The sequence below is a fragment of the Spirosoma foliorum genome, from assembly GCF_014117325.1.
GTDB lineage: Bacteria > Bacteroidota > Bacteroidia > Cytophagales > Spirosomataceae > Spirosoma > Spirosoma foliorum.
In genome coordinates this window covers 3,744,760-3,766,045 of the sequence record NZ_CP059732.1, presented here as the reverse complement: position 1 = coordinate 3,766,045, position 21,286 = coordinate 3,744,760, and the positions used below count along the sequence as shown (strand labels likewise).

At 45.1% G+C, this 21,286-nt stretch carries 18 protein-coding genes and 1 pseudogene; 8 read left to right on the top strand and 11 right to left on the bottom strand.

The window, feature by feature from the left end; translation table 11 throughout:
- Positions 1–94: 94 nt before the first annotated feature.
- Positions 95–1,540: an MBL fold metallo-hydrolase RNA specificity domain-containing protein gene (locus H3H32_RS15930; protein WP_182463631.1), complete on the top strand. Its 1,446-nt coding sequence runs from the start codon at positions 95–97 to the stop codon at positions 1,538–1,540.
- A 74-nt stretch (positions 1,541–1,614) separates the two neighbouring features.
- Positions 1,615–2,568 (top strand): acetyl-CoA carboxylase carboxyltransferase subunit alpha, encoded by a 954-nt coding sequence (locus H3H32_RS15925; protein ID WP_182463630.1) that lies wholly within the window; start codon positions 1,615–1,617, stop codon positions 2,566–2,568.
- Positions 2,569–2,645: 77 nt separating this feature from the next.
- Here the strand turns inward: H3H32_RS15925 and H3H32_RS15920 are convergent, their stop codons facing one another.
- Complete coding sequence (locus H3H32_RS15920; RefSeq protein ID WP_182463629.1) at positions 2,646–3,164, bottom strand: hypothetical protein; 519 nt, start codon at positions 3,162–3,164, stop codon at positions 2,646–2,648.
- On the bottom strand, positions 3,157–4,362 hold the full coding sequence (locus H3H32_RS15915) for an AAA family ATPase (protein WP_182463628.1): 1,206 nt from the start codon (positions 4,360–4,362) through the stop codon (positions 3,157–3,159). The genes H3H32_RS15920 and H3H32_RS15915 overlap by 8 nt, the downstream gene beginning before the upstream one ends.
- 86 nt (positions 4,363–4,448) lie before the next feature.
- On the opposite strand from H3H32_RS15915, the gene H3H32_RS15910 reads away from it, so the two are divergent.
- Complete coding sequence (locus tag H3H32_RS15910; RefSeq protein ID WP_182463627.1) at positions 4,449–5,078, top strand: HAD family hydrolase; 630 nt, start codon at positions 4,449–4,451, stop codon at positions 5,076–5,078.
- 88 nt (positions 5,079–5,166) lie between these two features.
- Positions 5,167–6,319 (top strand): annotated as a pseudogene (locus H3H32_RS15905) (site-2 protease family protein).
- 259 nt (positions 6,320–6,578) lie between these two features.
- Here H3H32_RS15905 and H3H32_RS15900 read toward each other — a convergent pair.
- The 7 genes from H3H32_RS15900 to H3H32_RS15870 form a co-directional block, all read right to left on the bottom strand.
- Positions 6,579–7,190, bottom strand: coding sequence for a 3'-5' exonuclease (locus tag H3H32_RS15900; protein ID WP_182463625.1), 612 nt, complete (start codon positions 7,188–7,190; stop codon positions 6,579–6,581).
- Positions 7,191–7,400: 210 nt separating this feature from the next.
- Positions 7,401–9,374 (bottom strand): S9 family peptidase, encoded by a 1,974-nt coding sequence (locus tag H3H32_RS15895; RefSeq protein WP_182463624.1) that lies wholly within the window; start codon positions 9,372–9,374, stop codon positions 7,401–7,403.
- 71 nt (positions 9,375–9,445) lie between these two features.
- Positions 9,446–11,611: an FUSC family protein gene (locus H3H32_RS15890; protein ID WP_182463623.1), complete on the bottom strand. Its 2,166-nt coding sequence runs from the start codon at positions 11,609–11,611 to the stop codon at positions 9,446–9,448.
- A gap of 163 nt (positions 11,612–11,774) precedes the next feature.
- A complete protein-coding gene (locus H3H32_RS15885) occupies positions 11,775–13,529 on the bottom strand; it encodes an ABC transporter ATP-binding protein (protein ID WP_182463622.1) in 1,755 nt (584 codons plus the stop codon).
- Positions 13,530–13,607: 78 nt separating this feature from the next.
- Positions 13,608–14,042, bottom strand: a complete 435-nt coding sequence (locus H3H32_RS15880) for a ribose-5-phosphate isomerase (protein WP_182463621.1) — start codon at positions 14,040–14,042, stop codon at positions 13,608–13,610.
- A 71-nt stretch (positions 14,043–14,113) separates the two neighbouring features.
- Positions 14,114–14,548 carry a response regulator gene (locus tag H3H32_RS15875; protein ID WP_182463620.1) on the bottom strand — a complete coding sequence of 145 codons (435 nt, stop codon included), beginning with the start codon at positions 14,546–14,548 and terminating at the stop codon, positions 14,114–14,116.
- A complete protein-coding gene (locus H3H32_RS15870; RefSeq protein ID WP_182463619.1) occupies positions 14,514–15,677 on the bottom strand; it encodes a sensor histidine kinase in 1,164 nt (387 codons plus the stop codon). Before H3H32_RS15870 ends, H3H32_RS15875 begins: the two co-directional genes overlap by 35 nt.
- A 235-nt stretch (positions 15,678–15,912) precedes the next feature.
- Between H3H32_RS15870 and zwf the strand changes: the two genes are divergently transcribed.
- The 4 genes from zwf (at position 15,913) to H3H32_RS15850 (ending at position 20,330) form a co-directional block, all read left to right on the top strand.
- On the top strand, positions 15,913–17,412 hold the full coding sequence (gene zwf, locus H3H32_RS15865; protein WP_182463618.1) for a glucose-6-phosphate dehydrogenase: 1,500 nt from the start codon (positions 15,913–15,915) through the stop codon (positions 17,410–17,412).
- A gap of 104 nt (positions 17,413–17,516) precedes the next feature.
- On the top strand, positions 17,517–17,858 hold the full coding sequence (locus H3H32_RS15860; protein ID WP_182463617.1) for a cupin domain-containing protein: 342 nt from the start codon (positions 17,517–17,519) through the stop codon (positions 17,856–17,858).
- Between the two features lie 118 nt (positions 17,859–17,976).
- Complete coding sequence (gene pgl, locus H3H32_RS15855) at positions 17,977–18,705, top strand: 6-phosphogluconolactonase (RefSeq protein ID WP_182463616.1); 729 nt, start codon at positions 17,977–17,979, stop codon at positions 18,703–18,705.
- Between the two features lie 89 nt (positions 18,706–18,794).
- Positions 18,795–20,330, top strand: a complete 1,536-nt coding sequence (locus H3H32_RS15850; RefSeq protein WP_182463615.1) for a capsule assembly Wzi family protein — start codon at positions 18,795–18,797, stop codon at positions 20,328–20,330.
- Between the two features lie 99 nt (positions 20,331–20,429).
- Here H3H32_RS15850 and H3H32_RS15845 read toward each other — a convergent pair whose 3' ends face one another.
- Positions 20,430–20,618, bottom strand: coding sequence for a hypothetical protein (locus H3H32_RS15845; protein ID WP_182463614.1), 189 nt, complete (start codon positions 20,616–20,618; stop codon positions 20,430–20,432).
- A 306-nt stretch (positions 20,619–20,924) separates the two neighbouring features.
- Positions 20,925–21,086, bottom strand: a complete 162-nt coding sequence (locus H3H32_RS15840) for a lmo0937 family membrane protein (RefSeq protein ID WP_111341267.1) — start codon at positions 21,084–21,086, stop codon at positions 20,925–20,927.
- Between the last annotated feature and the right edge of the window lie 200 nt (positions 21,087–21,286).

The following is a 21,286-nucleotide window of genomic DNA, read 5'->3' as shown; positions in this document are numbered from 1 at the left end:
TGCAAACTTACGGAATTCACACCACCAAACTTGCCTTAAGCCATCCTTCACAAAGTCATCGAACATACGATATTGATTAGTTAAAGTTGTACGCATGAAATTATCATTTCTGGGGGCAGCCCGGCAAGTAACAGGTAGTATGTACCTGCTGGAACTGGAGGATGATTACCGCATCCTGATTGACTGTGGCTCGGACATGGAACGATCCGGGCCACGAGAGGCCAGTTCGAACGGTCAGACGGCCCCCGCCGTTACTCATCCGGGATTTTTCCCTTTTGAGGCTTCAAGTATTAACCTGGTTCTACTGACACATGCGCACGTAGATCATTCGGGCAATCTACCCAACCTGTTTCGCGAAGGTTACGAAGGTCAGATTTTGTGTACCGAGCCAACCTTCGCATTGACCAATGTGCTTCTCAACGATGCAGCTTCGCTTAACCAAAAGCGGATTAATGAGCTGAACGCCAGTAAAAAACAGCGCGTGAGAGATCGTCAGGTACAGATGCAAAAAGATCTGTACTTGGGTCTGCAAGTTCGCGAAACAATGGAGAATGTAGTGCCCATTGGTTTCAACCGGAAGTTCAGAGTGGCCGATGGCGTAGACGTCACGTTTATTCCGGCGGGTCACTTACTGGGTGCAGCTCACATAGTGATCAACGTAATCGAAAATGGTGAGCGTAAAAGTATCTGCTTCTCGGGTGATATTGGTCGAAAAAACTACCCACTCTTAGTTGATCCCGGCACGGTGCCGAATGTCGATTATTTAGTTTGCGAAAGCACCTACGGTAATCGGCTTCATGAAAATACCATGTCGCCCGAAGACGCTTTGGCCGATATTATCCAGCGAACCTGCATCGATATTCCTGGCCGACTTATTATTCCATCTTTTAGCGTTGGTCGAACACAAGCTCTGCTCTATACGCTTAACCGGCTGTATACTGAACGGAATTTCCCGCCTATCCGGGTTTTCTCCGACAGCCCGATGGGGTACGAAAGTACCAAGATTTACATGCAGCATGTTAAAATGCTGAACACTGAAGCCAAAGAGTTTTACAAGGAGAACGAGACTCTTTTTGACTTCGAAAATTTCCAGTTTCTGGAATCGTCGAAGGCTAGCAAAGCGGTGTCTAACTTTGCTGAACCGTGCATAATCATCTCATCATCAGGCATGGTGCAGGGTGGCCGGGTTGAATACCACATTGCAGAAAACATCAGCAATCCATACGCGACTATTCTGATTATTGGTTATTGCGCCGAAGGAACGCTGGGCTGGCGATTATTGAATGGACAGCAAACGTTGAGTATAAAAGGAACGGATCATCAGGTACTAGCCAACATTGAGAAAATTGACGTGTTTAGTGGACACGGAGATCGCAATGACCTGATTAATTTTGTGGCAATGCAATCGCCCGAAACACTCAAGTCTATTTTCCTGGTTCATGGAGAATACGAGAGTATGGAGTCTTTCAAAGCTACGCTGGCCGAAGAAGGCTATCCGCAGGTGATCATTCCAAAAAAAGGCGAAAGCTTTGAATTATAATGATGAATGATGAATGATGAATGGTTGCCAGTTGGAATCATTCATCATTCATCATTCATAATTCATCATTTTATATGAGGACTTATCTAGATTTTGAAAAGCCCATTGCCGACCTCGAAGCGCGGCTGGAAGAGACGAAAAAATTGGCTCAAACCAGTAATGTCGACGTGAGCGAAGCCGTTGCTATTCTTGAACAAAGCATTGATAAGCTTCGGCTTGAGATTTTTCAAAACCTCACCCGTTGGCAGCGTGTTCAGCTATCGCGCCATCCTGATCGGCCCTATACCCTCGATTATATTTCCCTGATGTGCAATCAGTTTATCGAACTGCACGGAGATCGTACGGTTCGTGATGATCCGGCGATGGTGGGTGGTTTCTGCGAACTGGGCGATCAGACGGTCATGATTATCGGGCAGCAGAAAGGGCGAAATACCAAACAGCGGCAGTATCGGAACTTTGGTATGCCTAACCCCGAAGGTTATCGGAAAGCGTTGCGCCTGATGAAGCTGGCCGAAAAGTTTAACAAGCCCATCATTACGCTGATTGATACACCGGGTGCCTATCCGGGTCTGGAGGCCGAAGAGCGGGGACAGGGCGAAGCGATTGCCCGCAACCTGAAAGAAATGTTTATGCTGACGGTTCCCGTTATCTGTATCGTCATCGGCGAAGGGGCATCGGGTGGTGCGTTGGGTATTGCCATCGGCGATAAAGTATTTATGCTCGAAAACACCTGGTATTCGGTTATCTCGCCCGAAAACTGCTCGACTATTCTCTGGCGAAGCTGGAATTTCAAGGAGCAGGCTGCCGAAGCCATGAAGCTGACAGCTCGCGATATGAAGTTGAATAAGCTGGTGGATGAAATTGTAGAAGAACCGCTTGGTGGCGCGCATAACGACCATCAGGAAATGGCCAACCATCTGAAAGACGTCATTTTAAAAGCACTAGCTGAACTTAACGCGATCGACCCGCAGGAACGCATCAATCAACGGATTGAGAAATTCTGTGATATGGGTGTTGTTCTGGAGTAATTGGCTGGGCCAAGCTCTGGCTTGGCCCGTGTCAGAATATAAAGAAGGCCCTGATTAGCTAATCAGGGCCTTCTCTTTTAGGCAAAACGTTTGATATTGCCATGATACAAGGCCGATCCTAATTCTTCAAATTCTAGCCGATCATTCAGATCTGCGGCTGGTTTGGCTGGTCTTGCCGTTGTGCGCCCAACACAGGCATAGGCTTCAATGCGCTTTGTGGTAAACTCAAGCTGCTCCTGGAAATGTTGAATTGTTGCTTTGAGTTGCTCTTTTGCTTTCCGATAATGCTCAGACCGTTTGGCTGCGCTGTCAATTTCCTTGATTTCAACGAAGCAAAAAGTTTTGGAATCAAAAACAGCGCAATCACAACGCTGAATATGATCTCCGTCAGAAAAAATACATTTATCGATCGCCAAAAAGTGAATAGCACGACTGGTAGGATTTTCAACAGTGAAATGCTTTAGACCATCAGGGTCGAGTTGAATTTCGCACCGCTTTTTATCGGTATCAAAAATACAAAACTCTGTATCGGTTAGGGTTTGTAAGCAATTGCCAGTCGTTGTTCGTGGGAATGTCTGGCGGATAGTATCAAGCACGGGGGACGCTACGGCTAAGTTCAAATAATTGGTCCTGTTCTCCAGCTAAATCTTCCGATACATCATCCAGTTCATTATCGGCGATTAGCCCGGTTTTTTCATTGATAATACTTCTAACGGTGCCATTATCTACATAATAAGCGGCAAATTCATCCGGGTTAATCCAGCAACGAGATGGTATTATTTTCTCCACTTCTGCGCGTAGTTCATCACTCTTTTGCGCCACTTTGTAGGCCAACATTAATGTGTTGAACGAACTGAGTACGTAAGGACTATGTGTGGTGATAATCCATTCCGTATCAGGATAATCAACGTTAGGTAATAATCCTCCTACCATGTTATAAATTAGATCTTTCTGAGTACTAGGATAGAGATTAAGTTCAGGTTCTTCGATGATAAATCGTCGACTAGAACGCTGACGAGTTACTTCAACAACCAATAATAAAGGAATAATGGACTGATATCCACTAGCACTTTGACTCAAACTAATATGTCCAGTTTCATGTATTAAAATATCTTCACCTTGCTTATGCTCATAGGTAACATTTAAAAAGGGAATATGAAAGTCTATTATTTGATTGCGTATACGTTCGAAATTACTGGCAAATGAAAGGATGATTTTAGGGAAATCTATATCAGAGTTTATCAAGCTCCAAATAGATTTAGAAAGTACTGCAAGTAGCATTCTTTCGGATGGTATATATTCCTCAATTAGTGAGCTTGATGAACGCCATATATCAGGAATTTTATCTATTCTAAGAAGTAAATCTTTAATTAATTTTGATGTTTGAACATCATTACTAAATTCTGATATTTTTTGTAACTCCTCATATATATTGTTGTCCTCATTCGGCCAATCTTTGGGTGTAGAATCATTATTTGGCAGAACTGTAACTTGAGATAGTATATTACCTTTGTCATTTAACAAACTATAAAGTAATCCTTTGTCTTGTAAAGATGCTTGTAGATGTGTAGTGGAAAAGACTGCAGTTGATTCTTGTGTAACATAATTGTGAATATTATAATCACTAAATGTATAGTGGCTGAATTTATCTGTTTTTCTTGAAGATAAAATCGCAATCAACTTCGCGAGCGTGCTCTTCCCTGAACCTTGTGGGCCGATAAATATTGTGTGCTTTTTGACCTCTAACTCAGCCTCCCGAATCGGGCCGACGTTTTTTACCGTCAACTTTGCCATGCTATTTCACCGTTTGTCTGCAAATCTAACGTTATCTTTGGCTCCCGGTTCATCTAAGGCCTCAATCGAACCTGTGAACGGAGTTTATGTCTACCCAATCAACGCTTAAAAACCTCATTTTCGACCTCGGTGATGTGATCATCCCGATTGACCTGACCGCTCCGGTTCGAAATTTTGCCATGCTGGCGAATTTGTCAGAAGACGAAGTAATGGCGATCTGGAAGCAATTCGATATCATTGGCCAATATGAAACTGGCCTGGTCGATGATACTGCTTTCCGCGATCATGTCCGAAAATTGTTGAAAAATGATAGTTGGGCCGATGAGGTCATTGATACTGCCTGGAACACGGTTTTACTGGAACTGCCTGTTGAACGGGTCGAGCGGATTAAAGAGTTGAAACAGAACTACCGTTTGTTTCTTCTGAGCAATACCAGCCCCATTCATATTCGGCGGGTGAATCAAATGCTGACCAGTCTGAACCAGCCAACGTTGGAGGAATTGTTTGAACGGGTGTTCTATTCCTACGATGTTCGAATCGCAAAACCCTCTCCAGAAATTTATCAACACGTTTTGACAGAGGCTGGTCTAGTAGCCAAAGAAACTGCCTTCTTCGACGATAATGCCGCTAACATCGAGTCGGCTGCCAAGTTAGGTATCCAGGCTGTACGGGTGGAGCCGCCAATGACGATTCTTGATTACTTAAAAGATGTATAATTAGAATGTATGATGTATGATATAGGATGTATGATTTTTCTAGTTGGACATACATCCTATATCATACATTCTACATCATACACCATTCATGAGCCAACGTACCAAAACTTACCTCCTGCACGGAGGTCTTTTTTTTAATTACCCTTATTACGACCACACTGGCTGGAGCTGAGTGGATGTATGGGAGTCTCTTTATTCCGTTCGAGGGTATAACCAAGCCACTGGGTTGGTCGGAGTTTTTGGGTGGGTTTCAATTCTCGATCCCCTTTCTGGCTATTCTGACGGTTCATGAATTTGGCCATTACTTTACGGCTAAAGCAAACAAAGTTCGGGTGACGTTGCCCTATTACATTCCGCTCTGGTTGGGTATTGGCCAGAGCATTGGCACGTTGGGTGCTTTCATTCGGATCAAGGATTACATCAACAGTCGTCGGAAGTATTTTGATATTGGCATTGCTGGCCCGTTGGCTGGTTTTGTACTGGCGCTAGTCGTTTTGTGGTATGCTTTTTCACATCTGCCACCGCCTGAATTTATCTTTACCATTCACCCCGAGTACGCCAAGTGGGGCCTTGATTATGGGAAATATGCTTATAAGAACCTGCCAGAAGGTGCGGCTATTGGTCTGGGCGATAACCTGCTATTTAGCTTCTTCAAAACGTACGTAGCCGATCCAGCCCGTGTGCCGCATCCGTACGAAATGGTGCACTATCCGTATGTGATGGCAGGCTATCTGGCGTTGTTTTTTACATCCCTGAACCTGATTCCCATTGGACAGCTAGACGGTGGGCATATCCTCTATGGCCTTATCGGACGCAAACGATTTCAATGGGTGGCTCCTGCTTTGTTCATCGTCTTTGCTTTTTATGCGGGATTAGGCTCTTACAAACCCTCCGACTTTGCCGTACCGACCGATGAAGCTTTTTTTGAGGAGTTGGGAGAATTTGGGCTTTATGTAGGTTTTTTATATCTGGCATTTTCACGCATAAGCGAAAATTGGGTAACCTCACTACTCATTGCACTTAGCGTTGTAATAGCTCAATTGGCTGTATCTTGGGTGTGGCCAAATGCAGAAGGATATTCAAATTTCCTGGTTTTTGTCTTTGTCGTTGGGCGTTTTCTGGGCATTTACCATCCAGAAACGGAGCAGGATGAACCGCTCGATCTGAAGCGGCAGGTATTAGGCTGGCTCGCACTGATTATTTTTGTTTTGTGCTTCAGTCCTCGACCTTTCATACTGTAATGTGAATTATGGCCGATTTACGAATAGCATAATACTTGTTTTTTGTCATCCCGACGTCAGGAGGGATCTTCGGCAACTGGTTACTTACCGAAGATCCCTCCTGACGTCGGGATGACAAAAAAATACTATAAATAGCTAACAATCAGTTAATAAATCCAGATTTTATCCATAATTTACGTTACTTTAGGAACGATTAATGGATAATGATCACGCGCCTGCAATTGTCCATTACCCATTTCACATTATCCATTACTTATCACTACAGCTTCATTTGATTGCTCAGGGCAAAAACTTCTTTCAGGCATTTGGCTGTGAGTACCGAATCTTCCAGTGCATTGTGGAATCCGTCTTCGCGAGAAAATCCGAAGTAATTGGCAATTGCGGTCAGACTTAGCCGATCGGGAACTTTGCGACCGTTGGCTTTTAAGACCCGGAAGGTAAAATAAGCCAGTGTGTGCAAATCAAGCAGTACGCGCGAATAGGGCCACTTGAGCTTCTCATACCGGTAAGCCTCTTTTAGAAAATTGATGTCGTTAATCACGCTCTGACCGCAAATGATCACATCGCGCAGAAAAGGTGTTCGATCTAACTGACCTTTCGGAACGCGCAAGCCCAACTCTTTACAAATCCATTCTTCCATTTCAGGCAATACATCGTAGATCATGGGAGCATCTTCCAGATCGGCGAGGGAGAGATTGTGAATTTTTTCGGATGAGGAAGAGAACGCGTCTTTATTTTCTGGATAGACATTGGTAAGATATTGACCTTTTTCAACCCAGTTGTCGTCGAAAAGTACGGCACCGATTTGAATTATTTCGTTGTAATCTGGCTCTGGGCCGGTCATTTCAAGGTCGAGTACTAAATAAGGCATAGGGGACTAATGTTTCTGGAAAGGTATAAAAGGTTCATGAATTTTTATCTTCGAATTAAAATGAAAAATAATGGGACAATTTTTCAACGATGAAACATTTCGAGGCACACCGCCGTTTTACTATCATACTCGTTAACAAAGCCCCGACAGTCTATTCTGCCGGGGCTTTGTCGTTTAGGTCAGATATGTTCTGGTTGATCAATTGAAGGCTTACAGATTTTCTCCCCAGATGTATTTGCTGAACCATCGGTAGTTCTCTTCCATTACTTGGCGCATCGGTTTAGGTTTTGTGATTCCATGCCCAAAACCTTTGTAGACAACCATCTTAACGGGTACGCCTTTATCTTCTAAAGCCAGTCGTAATTCATAAGCATTGGCAATAGGAACACGTCGATCCAGCTCGCCATGTTGAATTAGGGTAGGCGTTTTAGCCCGGCTAACATAGCTAATGGGCGATGTTTTCTGATAAATATCCGCGTTGTCCCAGGGTGTGCCTTGTAAGTATTGGCGAGTAAAAGGCGTAATGTCGGTGTTCTGATAGTAGGTAGCCCAGTTTGAGATTCCGGCTCCCACTGAGGTTGCTTTGAATCGATCACTGTAAGTTGTGATGAAAGCCGAAATATAGCCTCCCTGACTCCAGCCCATAGCACCCACTTTATCTTTATCGACAATGCCTTTGCCAATCAGGTAATCAACGCCTGAGATGACATCGTCATAATCGCCTAATCCTAAGTTTTTTACATTCAGGGCTCTGAATTTACTGCCATACCCTGCCGACCCGCGATAGTTGGGGCGTAATACGAGCGCTCCTTTAGCTGTGAATTGCTCAATCGGATAATAACGATCAGCGGTAACGGATGGCAGATCAATTCCGGTTGGACCACCATGAATAACGACCAGAAGCGGATATTTTCGGGTAGGGTCAAAATTAGCGGGTTTAATCAAAATGCCTTCGATTACATTACCATCTACCGACTTCCAACTGACTACCTCGCGGGTTGAGATTTTGAACAGAGCTAACTGTTTTCCCAATGTCGTCAGAGTTTTGGGCGTAAATGTGCGAACAGATGAGATCTGAACTTCCGCATATTGGTTGGACAGCGCCCCAACGAACGTCATCTGCTGCCCATCTTTACTGAACGAAAACTGAGTGGCTATCAGGTTGTCTGGCTTAGTGAGTCGTTCTGTTTTCAGGGTTGCCGGGTCAATTCGGAATAAATGCGCGGCTGTTTTTTGATAGCCACTGAACAAAATACCATCGCTTGTCCACTCCAACAGATTGGCGTTTTCATCGAACGTATTGGTCAGGATTTTTGGCGTCCCACCCGAAGCAGGTATGGTGGCAATAAGCCGGTTTGTGTAGAAATAGAATTCGTTTTCGTTAGCTGTTGTGAAGGCAATTTGCTGACCGTCGGGCGACCAGACCGGGTTTTGATCAGGCCCTTTAAGCGATACTATTTTTCGGGTAATGGTATCGCCAAGCGTCAGAACATACAAATCAGAGGTGTGTCCATTGATGAGATCCGGGTTTTTCGAGGCATCGAACGCAATTTTCTTCCCATCGGGTGATACAACAAAACTACCGACTGAAAAACCAATTCCTTTGGTTAAGGCTTTGGCCTGGGCAGGTTTCTCATTGGTCAGGCTATCGAGCAGATACAGATGCGCCATCTTGTAGTCGTCGCGAACCACCTCATAATCACTGTATTTGTCCTTACGTTCTTTATCGACTTTGCTGTCGGGCACAGTGGCCGAAAATACAATCTGCTTTCCGGTTGGCGACCATTTAAAGGACGTTACGCCCGTTTCAAATTTGGTCAATGGGCGAGCTTCCCCACCGAAAGGACTGATCAGGTACAACTGGGATTTGTCGTCTCGTGTAGACAAAAAAGCCAGCCATTTTCCGTCGGGCGACCAGGCGGCACTGTTGTTCGATTTCTTGGAGTTTGTTAATTGAAAGTGATCTCCCGTGTTTGTGTTAGCCAGCCAAATATCGGTGTCGAATGTATTCTCATCCCAATTGGTTTTGGTAACCGTATAAGCAACCCACTTGCCATCGGGTGAGAGTTGGGGATTCGACACGCTTTTCATGTCGATTGATTGAACAATGCTTGGTGCTTGAGCCAATACACGGTTTGGACTAACCAGATAGGCTAGTAGAGCGAGGAAGTAAAGAGGTTTCATTGATGAATGTCTTGGTAGTATGAAACTCCAAGATATGGAATTTAGAGCAGATCGCGCCAGCCTCAGATTACTTATGCCGACTGATGGCGCTTTTTAATAATCTGCTCCCTTGTCATCAATCGCTCCACGATTTTGCCAATATCGCTGCTGACTTGCTGAATAAAATTAAGTTGTTCCAGTAATGAGGGATCAGTTAGTGAAGTAGCAGCCGTATTTATATCCAACGCATTTACATCCTGGCTTTGTTTGGCCGTGGTTGCGGAAATCTTGTGAAGGCTTTCCGTTAGTATTCGCAGGGCGCGTTTGACAGGACGCAGTAGCGGAGTCGCATAGACTTTAGGCTCATCGGTTAAGCGGGCCGAGGTAATCGTAGCAATGTTGGCCGATAAGACATGATTCAGGACCACAAACTCGTAAATGAGTTTTTCGTTGCGCTGCTTGTGTTTCGGTTCCGATAACATCCGATCGAACGCAGCCGATAAATTGGCCGACGTAACGTACACTTCCTTCCGGGCCAGCTTGTAGTCAACCAGGTTAATAGGTCGTCCAGACAAGCTATCTAGTAAGAGTTGGATATACCGGACGTTGGCTTTCAGAATAGCCTGCATGGGCTTTTTTAACTGCTCTGACTCCCATTGCGGGAAGAGTAAATAGCTGGCCATAAAGGCAATAACCCCACCTAGCAACGTGTCGAAGAAACGCTCTTCTGCAGCGCCTAAATAACTGACTCCCAGAAATTTGAAAAGAATTAAAATGAATGGGGTTACGCAAATGACCATCACAATGTAATTGATCCGTTGAGCACTATACGTACCCAGCATCAGTAACACCATAAAGGCAAACTGCACGTTCTTATTCGGGAAAAACGTGAGAATGAGTACACCAATTACCCCCCCCGCCAATGTGCCAAGAATACGTTCAATATTTCGTTGCTTGGTCAGGCTAAAAGCCGGCTTCAGAATGACCGAGATCGTGAGCAATACCCAGTAACTATGGTGGCCGTAGGGGAGGAGTTTGGTGATCACAAACCCGACCAGCATCGCAATGGCTACCCGTACCGAATGGCGAAATACCGACGAATCGAGTGTGAGGTTATCCAGAAACGACTTCAAATCGATTTCCTGATGGGAGACAAACCGACCGTATTCCATAGCCTCATTATCAATGGGGTTAAGGGTAGGCGATACAAGATTTTTTTGCAGGGCCGTTAGCCGTTGACTAACTGTTCGTAGGCTGACCAGCACTTTTTTTAGTACCAATGTGCTGCCATCCTGATCGCCGAGCGCGTCGATATGGCGTTTCAGTTCTTCCAGAATTGGGTTAATATCAATTGGCTTATGAAACGGAACGGGTAGCTGAATAGCAAGCCCAATATGATCAAGCTCGACTGATAACCGACGGATGGTGTGGGCAATCTGATCGAGTATTCTTGACTTGCCAAATCGCTCGCGGATATCAGAATAATCAAAATACATCGCAATGATCTGCTCATACAGATCGATCACATCCACAAAGGTGAGCAACAGTAATCGCCCCGTTCGGGTTGACTCCGTCACAATCCGGCGACTTTTAAACAGGACTTCCCGTACGGCATCCTGCTTTTCACTTACATCGACCTGTTGGGCAATCAAATGGCGGTAGTTGTCATCTAGCTGCGTCGATACGTCGTAAAAATCTGCTTTTATAGCCATCAGCTTGGCAATCTCGTGGATACACTGGCCTAATGCCTGTTGCGCCAACCGATAGGGTTGTAAGCGGGAGACCAATAAGCTGATGGTGCTATACCAGACGCTACCGGCCAATACCAGGCCGCTTTCGCGCAACACTCCGGCGGTATCCATGGGGCGGTCGATCATCAGAATCATGATCAGTAAAGCCGCCGTTCCGACCGATGTAGCCCGGTTGCCGTAGATGGCGAACATGGAAAAGAAAAAGCTGAACAACAGGATTTCGACGCCCATTGTATAGGGGCTCATACGGGCGAACCCTGTAATCAAGGTGACCGAGAAGCTGATAAGGGCACTGGACGCCATACCATTCCGCCGATGCATGACGGGACCTGGAGCATCGCTCAAACTAACGTTTAGGGCTCCTAACGACATGGCCATGCCTGCCTGAAGCTGGTCGAACTGGGCGAGTAGCAGAGACGGCAGCAAAATAGACAGCGTTATCCTGATCCCGTCCGAGAAATACTGACTGGATAGAAAATAACTGACTTCCCGACTCTGCTTATTCATGTTTTTTGTTCTGTGATGTCAGACGCTTACATCTGACATAGGGGAGGTTTCTCAAAACCTAATGTAATTGGTTAGGTTTCTTAAAACCTAACGTGTCGGTTATTAGTAACCAACATCACCAGGAACTTTTCCTGTATCCTCGTTGCCTCTGTGGTTACTAAATTTAAGATACCACCGCTCTTCGCTCGCCGATTTGCTGACGCCACATAGCATAATAAAGTCCTTTTTGAGAAATGAGTTCTTCATGACTGCCTGTTTCGACAATTTTACCCTTTTCCAGCACAAAAATCGTATTGGCGTGTAAAATCGTTGACAATCGATGCGCAATCAGAATCGTAATTTGCGAGCGCATGGCCGATACACTGCGAACAGTATCGGTTATTTCTTCTTCTGTAAGCGAATCCAGAGCCGATGTGGCTTCATCGAAAATCAATAATCGCGGGTTCCGGACTAAGGCGCGGGCAATGGAGAGCCGTTGCTTTTCGCCCCCCGACATCTTCAAACCCCCTTCGCCGATCTGGGTATCGAGCCCTTGTTCAGAGCGAGCCAGCAAATGATCGCAGGCGGCTTTGTCCAGGGCATCCAGCATCTCAGCTTCGGTAGCGTCGGGTTTAACGAATAAAAGGTTTTCGCGAATGGTGCCGGAAAAGAGGTGTGTGTCCTGGGTGACGAACCCAATTTGCCGACGCATCGGGTTGAACCGAATATCCTTTGTTGATATATCGTTGTAGTAAATTTCACCGCCCACGGGCCGATAAAGACCGACCAGTAACTTAACCATCGTTGATTTTCCCGAACCCGACGGGCCAACAAAGGCGATTGTATCACCGAGCGAAGCCTCAAACGAGACGCCATCAATCGCATTCTGATGGGCACCAATGTGTCGGAAAACAACGTCCTCGAACCGAAGCCGCTCAATTGGTCCTACTTCAATTGGTGATTCTGGATTGCGTTCAATAGGTTTCTGCATCAATTTCTCGAAACTAGCCAACCCGGCTTCGGCTTCGCGATAGGCCAGAATAATGTTGCCCAATTCCTGCAATGGATTGAAAATAGAAACTGAAATGAATTGCATCGAAATCAGCTCGCCTGTACTAAGCACATTCCGAAAAATGAGCCATAGCAAGGTGAACAGAACGGATTGCTTCAGAATATTCAACGTAGTGCTTTGCCAGAAAGACAGAAATCGAACCCGCCGAACTTTGAACATCTCCAGCTCGAAAATGCGGCCTGTCTGGGCTTTTAGTCGTCGGATTTCTGGGAAGGTCAATCCTAGACTTTTGATCAATTCAATATTGCGTAACGATTCGGTGATTACGCCCGATAGGAGAGCCGTTTCGCGGTTGATCGAGCGCTGGGTTGTTTTGATTTGTTTGCTGAGCAGCCCCGTTAGTCCGCCCAATAAAAGTACGCCAATCAAAAATACGGGAACCAGCGCCCAGTGTTTCGTAACGGCATACCAAATCAGGAAGCCCATGCCTACGATGGACGAAAAAAGAACATTGACAAACGAATTGATGAATTTCTCGGTGTCAGTACGAACTTTTTGAAGGATCGAGAGCGTGGCACCGCTGCTTTGGTCGCCAAATTCCTGATACGATAAGCGTAGGGTTTGTTTCAGGCCGTCGTTGAAAATATCTGTGCCAAATTTCTGAACAACCAGACGGGTTACATATTCCTGAAACGCCTTGGTTATATTCGACAAAACGGCTACGCCAACGGCGATGGCTAATAATTGCAGAACTCCTCTAACTTTTTCGGTTTCTGTTTTGGAGCCGGGATGGGTAGCATACTGATCAATGAGCTTCCCAAAGATGATTGGGTCGACCAGGGCGAGAATTTGAGCAATACCGGCCAGAACTAATGCCAGTACGGCCAACCAGCGATAAGGCTTAAGGTATTTCCAGAGAATCTGCATTGAGGTATGATATATGATGTAAGATGTATGCTACTGTACTGATAACTACATCTTACATCATATATCACACATCCTACATCAATAGTTATCTAATTCTTGAATTCGAGCCAGGTGGCGACCTCCTTCAAAAGGGGTATCGAGCCAGATTTGAACTAATTTCAGGGCGGTTTCTTCGCTCATCATGCGCTCGCCAAGTGAAATAACGTTGGCGTCGTTATGCTGCCGACACAGGCGTGCCGACTCTTCATTCCAGCACAACCCACACCGAACACCGCGCACACGGTTGGCCGCAATGGCCTCGCCGTTACCCGATCCGCCAAGTACCACACCACGTTCTACTTCGCCAGCCGCTACAGCTTCAGCTACAGGCCGGATAAAGAGCGGATAATCTACAGATGGCGTTGCGGCATAGGTGCCTTTATCGATAACCTCATGTCCGAGGCCAGTGAGCATTTCTTTGATGGCTTCTTTGTACTGGAAACCGGCATGGTCGGAACCAATGGCAATTTTCATTTGAAAGTTGAATTAGTCAGAAATTAGAAACAGCAACAAAGGTAGCCGATGTAATTGATTCCCTGAACGGATTAGTTGTTTAAGCTATCGTTTGGCGAAGTAATGACGTATTGATTAACAATTGTCTGAAGGGTGGCATTGGTGAGAGGCTTTGTATAATAGCCGTTCACATGGGCAATCATGGCCGCCCGTTGGGTATCGCGGGGGGCTAATGAGGTGGTGAATACCAAAACGGCCAGCCGACTTTTGAGCTGTTCATCCAGATGGTGATATTCTTCCAGAAATTCAAACCCATTCATTCCGGGCAAATTCACATCCGTCAGAATTAAATCTGGCCGGATATAATCGGGATGACTGGTGTTGGTTAAATAATGAAGAGCCTCCTTTGCGTTTTCAGCAACCCGAATGTTATCACACAATCCTGAATCATTAATAACTACCTGATGAAGAAAAATATCATCCGGGTCGTCGTCAATTAGCAGAATACAGTGTATCGGTTTGGGCATAGTGGTGCGTAGTTTTAATAACTTTTGGAATGGTAAAATTAAAGGTTGTACCTACATTAATTGTACTCTCGATCCATATTTGACCACCATAAATAGCAATAACTTTTTTGCAGGTGGCCAAACCAATGCCTGTTCCAGAGAATTCGTTACGTCCGTGGAGCCGCTGGAAAATCTGAAATACCCGCTCAAAATATTGCCGCTCAATTCCTATGCCATTATCGCTGATGGAGAAACAAAATTGATCTCCTTCGTCAATCGCCCGAATTTTTATGTAAGGAGGTACGGATGGTTTACGATATTTTAAGGCATTGGAAATCAGGTTCTGGAAGACCTGTTTGAAGTCGGTGTAATGTGCTGTCATGGTGGGGAGTGGCCCTACGTCAACCGTAGCACCACTTGTTCGGATCTCGACCTGTTGCTCTTCCAGAATTTCAGTAACCAACAGATTTAGATTGACTTGGGTAAAGGCGACTTCGTTACCTACGCGCGAGAAATTGAGCAAATCATTGATGAGCACCCGCATTCGCTCGGCCGCATTGGTCGATGTTTCAACGAGTTTATGCGCGTCGGCGGGTAACTGATCGCCGTATTTCGTATGGAGCAGTTTCAGGTAGTTCGAAATCGTCTTAAGGGGGGATTGAAGATCATGCGAAGCTACATAGGCAAACTGCTGTAGTTCTTCATTTGATCGTGTTAGTTCAGTTACTGCCTGTTGACGAAACAACAATTCGTGTTCGAATTCTTTGGAGGTACGCAGGCCCACGGCTTCGTCAAAATACCGAAAGAGGGCTATTACCGTTGCAATAGAAACCGCGCCTGTCAGAAAGCGAACCAGGGCACTAATTCGATAAATCGGTATCCAGAATATTATGGCATCAATCAGATGAGTAAGGCCACACAATAATATAAATGCACCGAAAAGCCAGAAGACGCCGGGTAAGGGTACTCCTTTTTTAACAAAAAGATAACGAACTAAAACAAGCGGAATGACCATATAAGCCAGCCAGATCATCAAGTCAGAAGTAATATAAAGCCAGCCATGGAAATCGGACCATTGACCACAATACCAACGTGGTGGCCAGTCACTTGTGTCGGTGAGACGGCTAAAAAACTCGATTAGCTGTTCCATACGAGCTTGCAGGAAAGGAAGTTAGGTGAAAAATAGAGGTACATATAACCGATAAAGATAATTCGTTAACTGAAATAAAATGGGGCGAACTGAACAAAAAAGTTCTCAGGAATGGTTTCTCGAAAAGTAGGAAGTTGTTTTGGCTTGCCGATGTCTTTTAAAAAGCCATACTACTCTAAAACTTGTTCAGTATTGGGCGTGTAGGTAATTTGCACCCCGTCAATACAATCGACTTATGATTCCAGCTACTAATCAGCGTCCGGCTGCTACTATTGTATTCATTTTTGGTGGAAGTGGCGATCTGAACCTTCGCAAACTTACACCAGCCCTCTACAATCTCTACCTCGACAAGTATTTGTCTGACCGTTTTGCGGTGGTTGGTTTAGGCCGAAGCTCCTATACAGATGAGTCTTTTCGCGAACGATTACTAGAGGGGGTGCAGTCATTTTCGCGACGGAAAAACGATTCTGATAATTCCTGGGGTGCATTTGCCCCTTCTGTGTCCTACCTGCAAATGGACGCTGGCGATAGCGCTTCCTACACAAAACTATCCGGCTTTGTATCTAAAAAAGAAGGGGAGTGGGGTGTACAGGCTAATGTAGTTTTCTATCTGGCGGTTGCTCCTCAATTGGTGCCTGATATTGCCACCAATCTGGGCAAGCTCGCACTCTGTGGTGATAAATCAAGAGTTAGAATTGTCGTTGAAAAACCGTTTGGTCACGATCTGAAAACGGCCATGGAGCTAAATGCGCTCTTGGGCGGCTTGTTTGCCGAAGAGCAGATTTACCGCATCGACCATTATCTGGGAAAAGAAACTGTACAAAATATTCTGGCACTTCGGTTCGCTAATTCGCTGTTTGAACCCATCTGGAATCGACGTTACGTTGAGTATGTCCAGATTACGGCTGCCGAAACAGTAGGGCTCGAAGGGCGTGGTGGCTATTATGAAGGTTCTGGTGCGCTGCGCGACATGATCCAGAATCACCTGCTCCAGATGCTATGTATGGTTGCTACCGAAGCGCCTATTTCCTTTGACGCCAACGAGGTACGCAACAAAAAAGTAGATGTACTGAATGCCATTCGTCGGATCAAACCCGAAGAAGTGAAAGACGTAGCTGTTCGGGGACAGTATGGACCTGGTAAAAAAGATGGAAAAGATATTCCGGGTTATCGGGAAGAAGAAGGCGTAAAACCTGATTCGGCAACTGAGACCTTTGCCGCCGTCAAACTCTTTGTCGACAACTGGCGATGGGAGGATGTTCCCTTCTACCTGCGTACTGGGAAATCGCTGCCCGAAAAAGCCACGATTATTACTGTTCAGTTTAAACCGGCACCCTATTACGCCTTCCCCGAAGAGGCTACCCAGAGCTGGCAATCAAACCGACTGACAATTGGTATTCAACCAGCTATGGATATCCGTTTACGGTTTCAGGCTAAACGCCCGGGCCAAACGTTGGCCATCGACCCAGTCGATATGGTTTTTAGCTATAAAGATGCCTATGCCGGACAGGAGCCAGAGGCCTACGAAACGCTATTACTTGATGTAATGACCGGCGATGCGACGCTCTTCATGCGGGCCGATCAGGTTGAAGCTGCCTGGAAAGTGGTTACGCCAATTCTGGAGGCCTGGGAAAACGAAACGCCTGACTTCCCAAATTATGAACCAGGCTCCTGGGGACCTGAAGCGGCCATGAAGCTCGTGGAGAAGGATGGATTTCATTGGATGGGGAAATAAAATTCAGTCAAGAGTCGTCAGTTTATAGTCATTAGTGCCTGACGAAGGTTTAACATTTTTGCGCCAGCCACTAATGACTATAAACTGACGACTCTTGACTATTTATGACAACTCAGCTTGCCGCTCTTTTTGTTGACGATGAAAGCCTGCCGTGGGAACAGGTAGCAGAAGGTGTAAAGCGTAAGATCATGACTTACGATGCTAACCTGATGATGGTCAAGGTGGCTTTTGAAACAGGTGGTATTGGCACAGCACATAGTCATTATCATACCCAGATGAGCTACGTGGCCAGTGGTGCATTTTCGATTCTGATTGGCGACAAAACCCAGATTGTTCGGGCAGGCGATGCTTATTACATTCCACCAAACGTTTGGCACGGAGCCGTTTGTGAAGAAGCCGGAGTACTGGTCGATATTTTTACGCCCATGCGTGAAGATTTTGTATAAACGGGCCTACTCCATTTTTTAGAGAGAAATTATTCTTTTGACAGGATAGACAAGATGAAGCAGGAATGGTTTTCCTGAGGAAATCCTGTTTATCCTGTCAATTCTGTCAAAAGAAGTTATGCAACTTATTATCAAGAAGAACCCAACTGATTTAGCTAAAGCAGCAGCCGATTTTATTGCGAACCGCATTAAAGAAGTGCTGAAAAAACAAGACCGCTTTACCATCGCTCTTTCAGGAGGAAGCACGCCAAAGGCATTGCACGAATTGCTGGCGAAATCGCCTTACGTTAACGAAATTCCCTGGTTACAATTACACGTGTTTTGGGGCGACGAACGCTATGTACCCATTGATGATGAGCAAAGTAACGCAGGTATGGCGTACGATACACTTCTAGGGCATGTGTATACGCCTGAAGATCAAATTCATGTTTGGCGTACCGATCTTGATCCCGATGCGGCTGCAGCCGACTATGATCGGATTTTGCACGACTATTTTGGCGAAACAGGCCCTACGTTCGATCTTGTTCTACTTGGCATGGGCGACGATGGGCACACACTGTCATTGTTTCCAGGTACAGAAGTGGTTCACGAACAAACTGCCTGGACAAAAGCTTATTTTCTGACCCAACAAAACATGTTTCGCCTGACGCTGACCGCTCCCATGGCAAACCGAGCCTCCTGTGTGCTATTTTTAGTAGCTGGGCCAAAAAAAGCTGAACCTTTGCATGAAGTTCTGGAAGGAGCTTATAATCCAGATAAATACCCATCTCAAGTAATTAAGCCAATTGATGGGGATTTAGTGTGGCTAGTTGATGAAAAGGCTGCCGCACTAATAAAGAAAGACTAACCCTGGAAAATCAATTCTTTTCCCTTTAGCTGGTATTTCGTGTTTATTTTCGCCAGACTAGGTATTTTTGCTCGATAAAATCTTTCCTGATGCGTTTTGCAACCCTTTGGCTGATTGTTTTATGGGTATTTGTTTCGTTCTCCCAAGCGTTTGGCCAACAAGATTCTCTGGCGAAGCCAACTCAAGCTTTTGCGGAGATTGGCGCTTTAGTGGCTTCTGGCCCAAGCGTGCCGTTCTGGCAACGAGCTAATCAATATGGAACTGTTCCGTTAGCAGGCTCATTTGGGACTGTACGAATTGGTTTATCATCTGATTATCGCCCGCAACATTCCCGGAAAGTTGATTGGGGGTATGGACTAGAGGTTGTCGGCAATGTTGGGTCGTTAAACCAGCAGGTAATTCTCCCTCAGGCGTACATTAAAGCTCGTTGGCGACAATTGGAAGTGTATGCTGGGCGTCGAAAAAACATTGTCGGCTTAGTGGATACACTACTTACTTCGGGATCGTATGCCATGTCGGGTAATGCCTTACCACTGCCTACTATTCAATTCGGTACCCGAGGCTATGCTCCTTTACCATTTACTAAAGGGTTTGTTAGTATCAATGCTTCGTTTGGGAATGCCATTTTTGAAAATGCGAATCGAAAGGTTATTAATACGTATTTGAATCAGTCTACTTTGTACGTTCGTTTGGGTAAACCAACAGCGTCATTTCGGCTCTATGCGGGCTTTAATCACCAGGTTGTTTGGGGAGGTTATTCACCTTACTTAGGTCCAGATGTGTCGAATAATGGCCATTTACCATCGAACTTTAAAGCATACCTTTATGCAATAACAGGTCTGGCCTATCCTGGTTCAAATGTAGATGGTAATGTTGCCTCAATCGATGAATTGAATCGTATTGGCAATCACCTCGGTTCGCTGGATTTGGGTGCAGAATTTGATGTTGGCAATTCTACTATTTTGGTTTATCGCCAAAATCCATACGATACAGGGGCTCTTTTTTACCTCACAACCATAGCAGATGGATTAAATGGCCTGAGTATTCGCCGGAAAACAAAAGGGACAGGCTTTATTTCGGTTGATCGCGGCTTAGTTGAATTTTTGTATACGGCCGATCAGGGAGGAGATGTGTTCGTTCTCGGCGTTTCACATTTACAAGGCCGGGTGAATTACTTTAACAGTTCCCAATTCATTGATGGCTGGACGACTCATGCGCATACGATAGGAACTCCTTTCCTGACGCCTGAAGGTGATATTCGACCAGGCATTCCTTATGGCCCTATCGTTAATAACCGGGTTTCTGTCCTTCATATAGGATTAAGTGGGACGGCTGGTGAGAAAGTTAATTGGCAAACCAAATTGTCATACAGCCATAATATGGGTACCTATGTTACGCCACTACCCGGCTCTCCGAATCAATTTTCTGGTCTATTGAAAGTGAATGCCCAATTGGAGCTGCCTTTATTAGGACCTACTGATGTAAACGCTTCGGTCGCTACAGATCTAGGATCATTATTGCCAAATTCAACGGGTGTCTACATTGGTTTGCGGAAAAATTGGCCTTCTACTGCAGCTAGACATGCGGAGCCTCGAAAAAAAATCGTTTCTCCACTTTTTCGTTGATTGACCAGTAAGTCAGTAAATTTTAGTCAATGTCGTTATAACCAAAAAGGCCTTCTGAACAGAAGGCCTTTTTGGTTGCTAATTGCTTGTTATGAGCAATTATTTAATCGAATCTTTCTTGGTTGTATCAGCCGACATGGTCGATGTCGAGTCCGTTTTTGTAGAATCGCTCGTCATTGATGTCGAATCCGTTACCGTCGTTGCTGTTTCGGTGGTTTCGGTTTTCGTGCTTGAGCAAGCTGTTGCTAAAGCCATCATGGAGAGAAGGAAGAAAGCAGATTTTGCCATGGTTGCGATGAATTTGAATTAGTCAGATCGTTTTGTTATTAATTCGCTGAAATGAAAAAAGTAACCCACGTTCTTTCATAAATTTTTGATTTGGCCGAAGATTTATCGTTCGGCCTTCATTTCAACGGCCCATGTTTGAAAATTAAGTTATTCATTGGCTTGATTTAAAAAGGACTTGCAGGCTTATACGGACAAATTTCATCAACGCCAGCTTTGTGTTTAAGTAACTGTTCGATTCTGGACTGTACAAACAACAACGCCAACTCATTTATGAGTTGGCGTTGTTGATAAACGAACGAATTCCGTTTATACACTTCGGCCCTGAATCAGGCGTAGTATAATCATAATGACGGCAATGACCAACAGAACGTGAATAAGCCCACCCATACCAAAACTGCCAAATCCTAAAAAGCCCAGAAGCCAGATAATAATCAGTACTACTGCAATGGTGTACAGGAGATTTCCCATGATCGTATTTTCTTAACGTTGAAATTAGGTGAATTATACTACTGAACTCAGCCTGTACTAAAATGTTACAAAATTGGATTAATCGGCCGATTAAGAAACAGTAAGTAAGATAGATATATCAATGGCAAGCGGTTTAAAGATGCGCAAAACAGCATGGAAACCTCGTTAAGAGTATGGTAAAAACACACGCGCCGACCTAC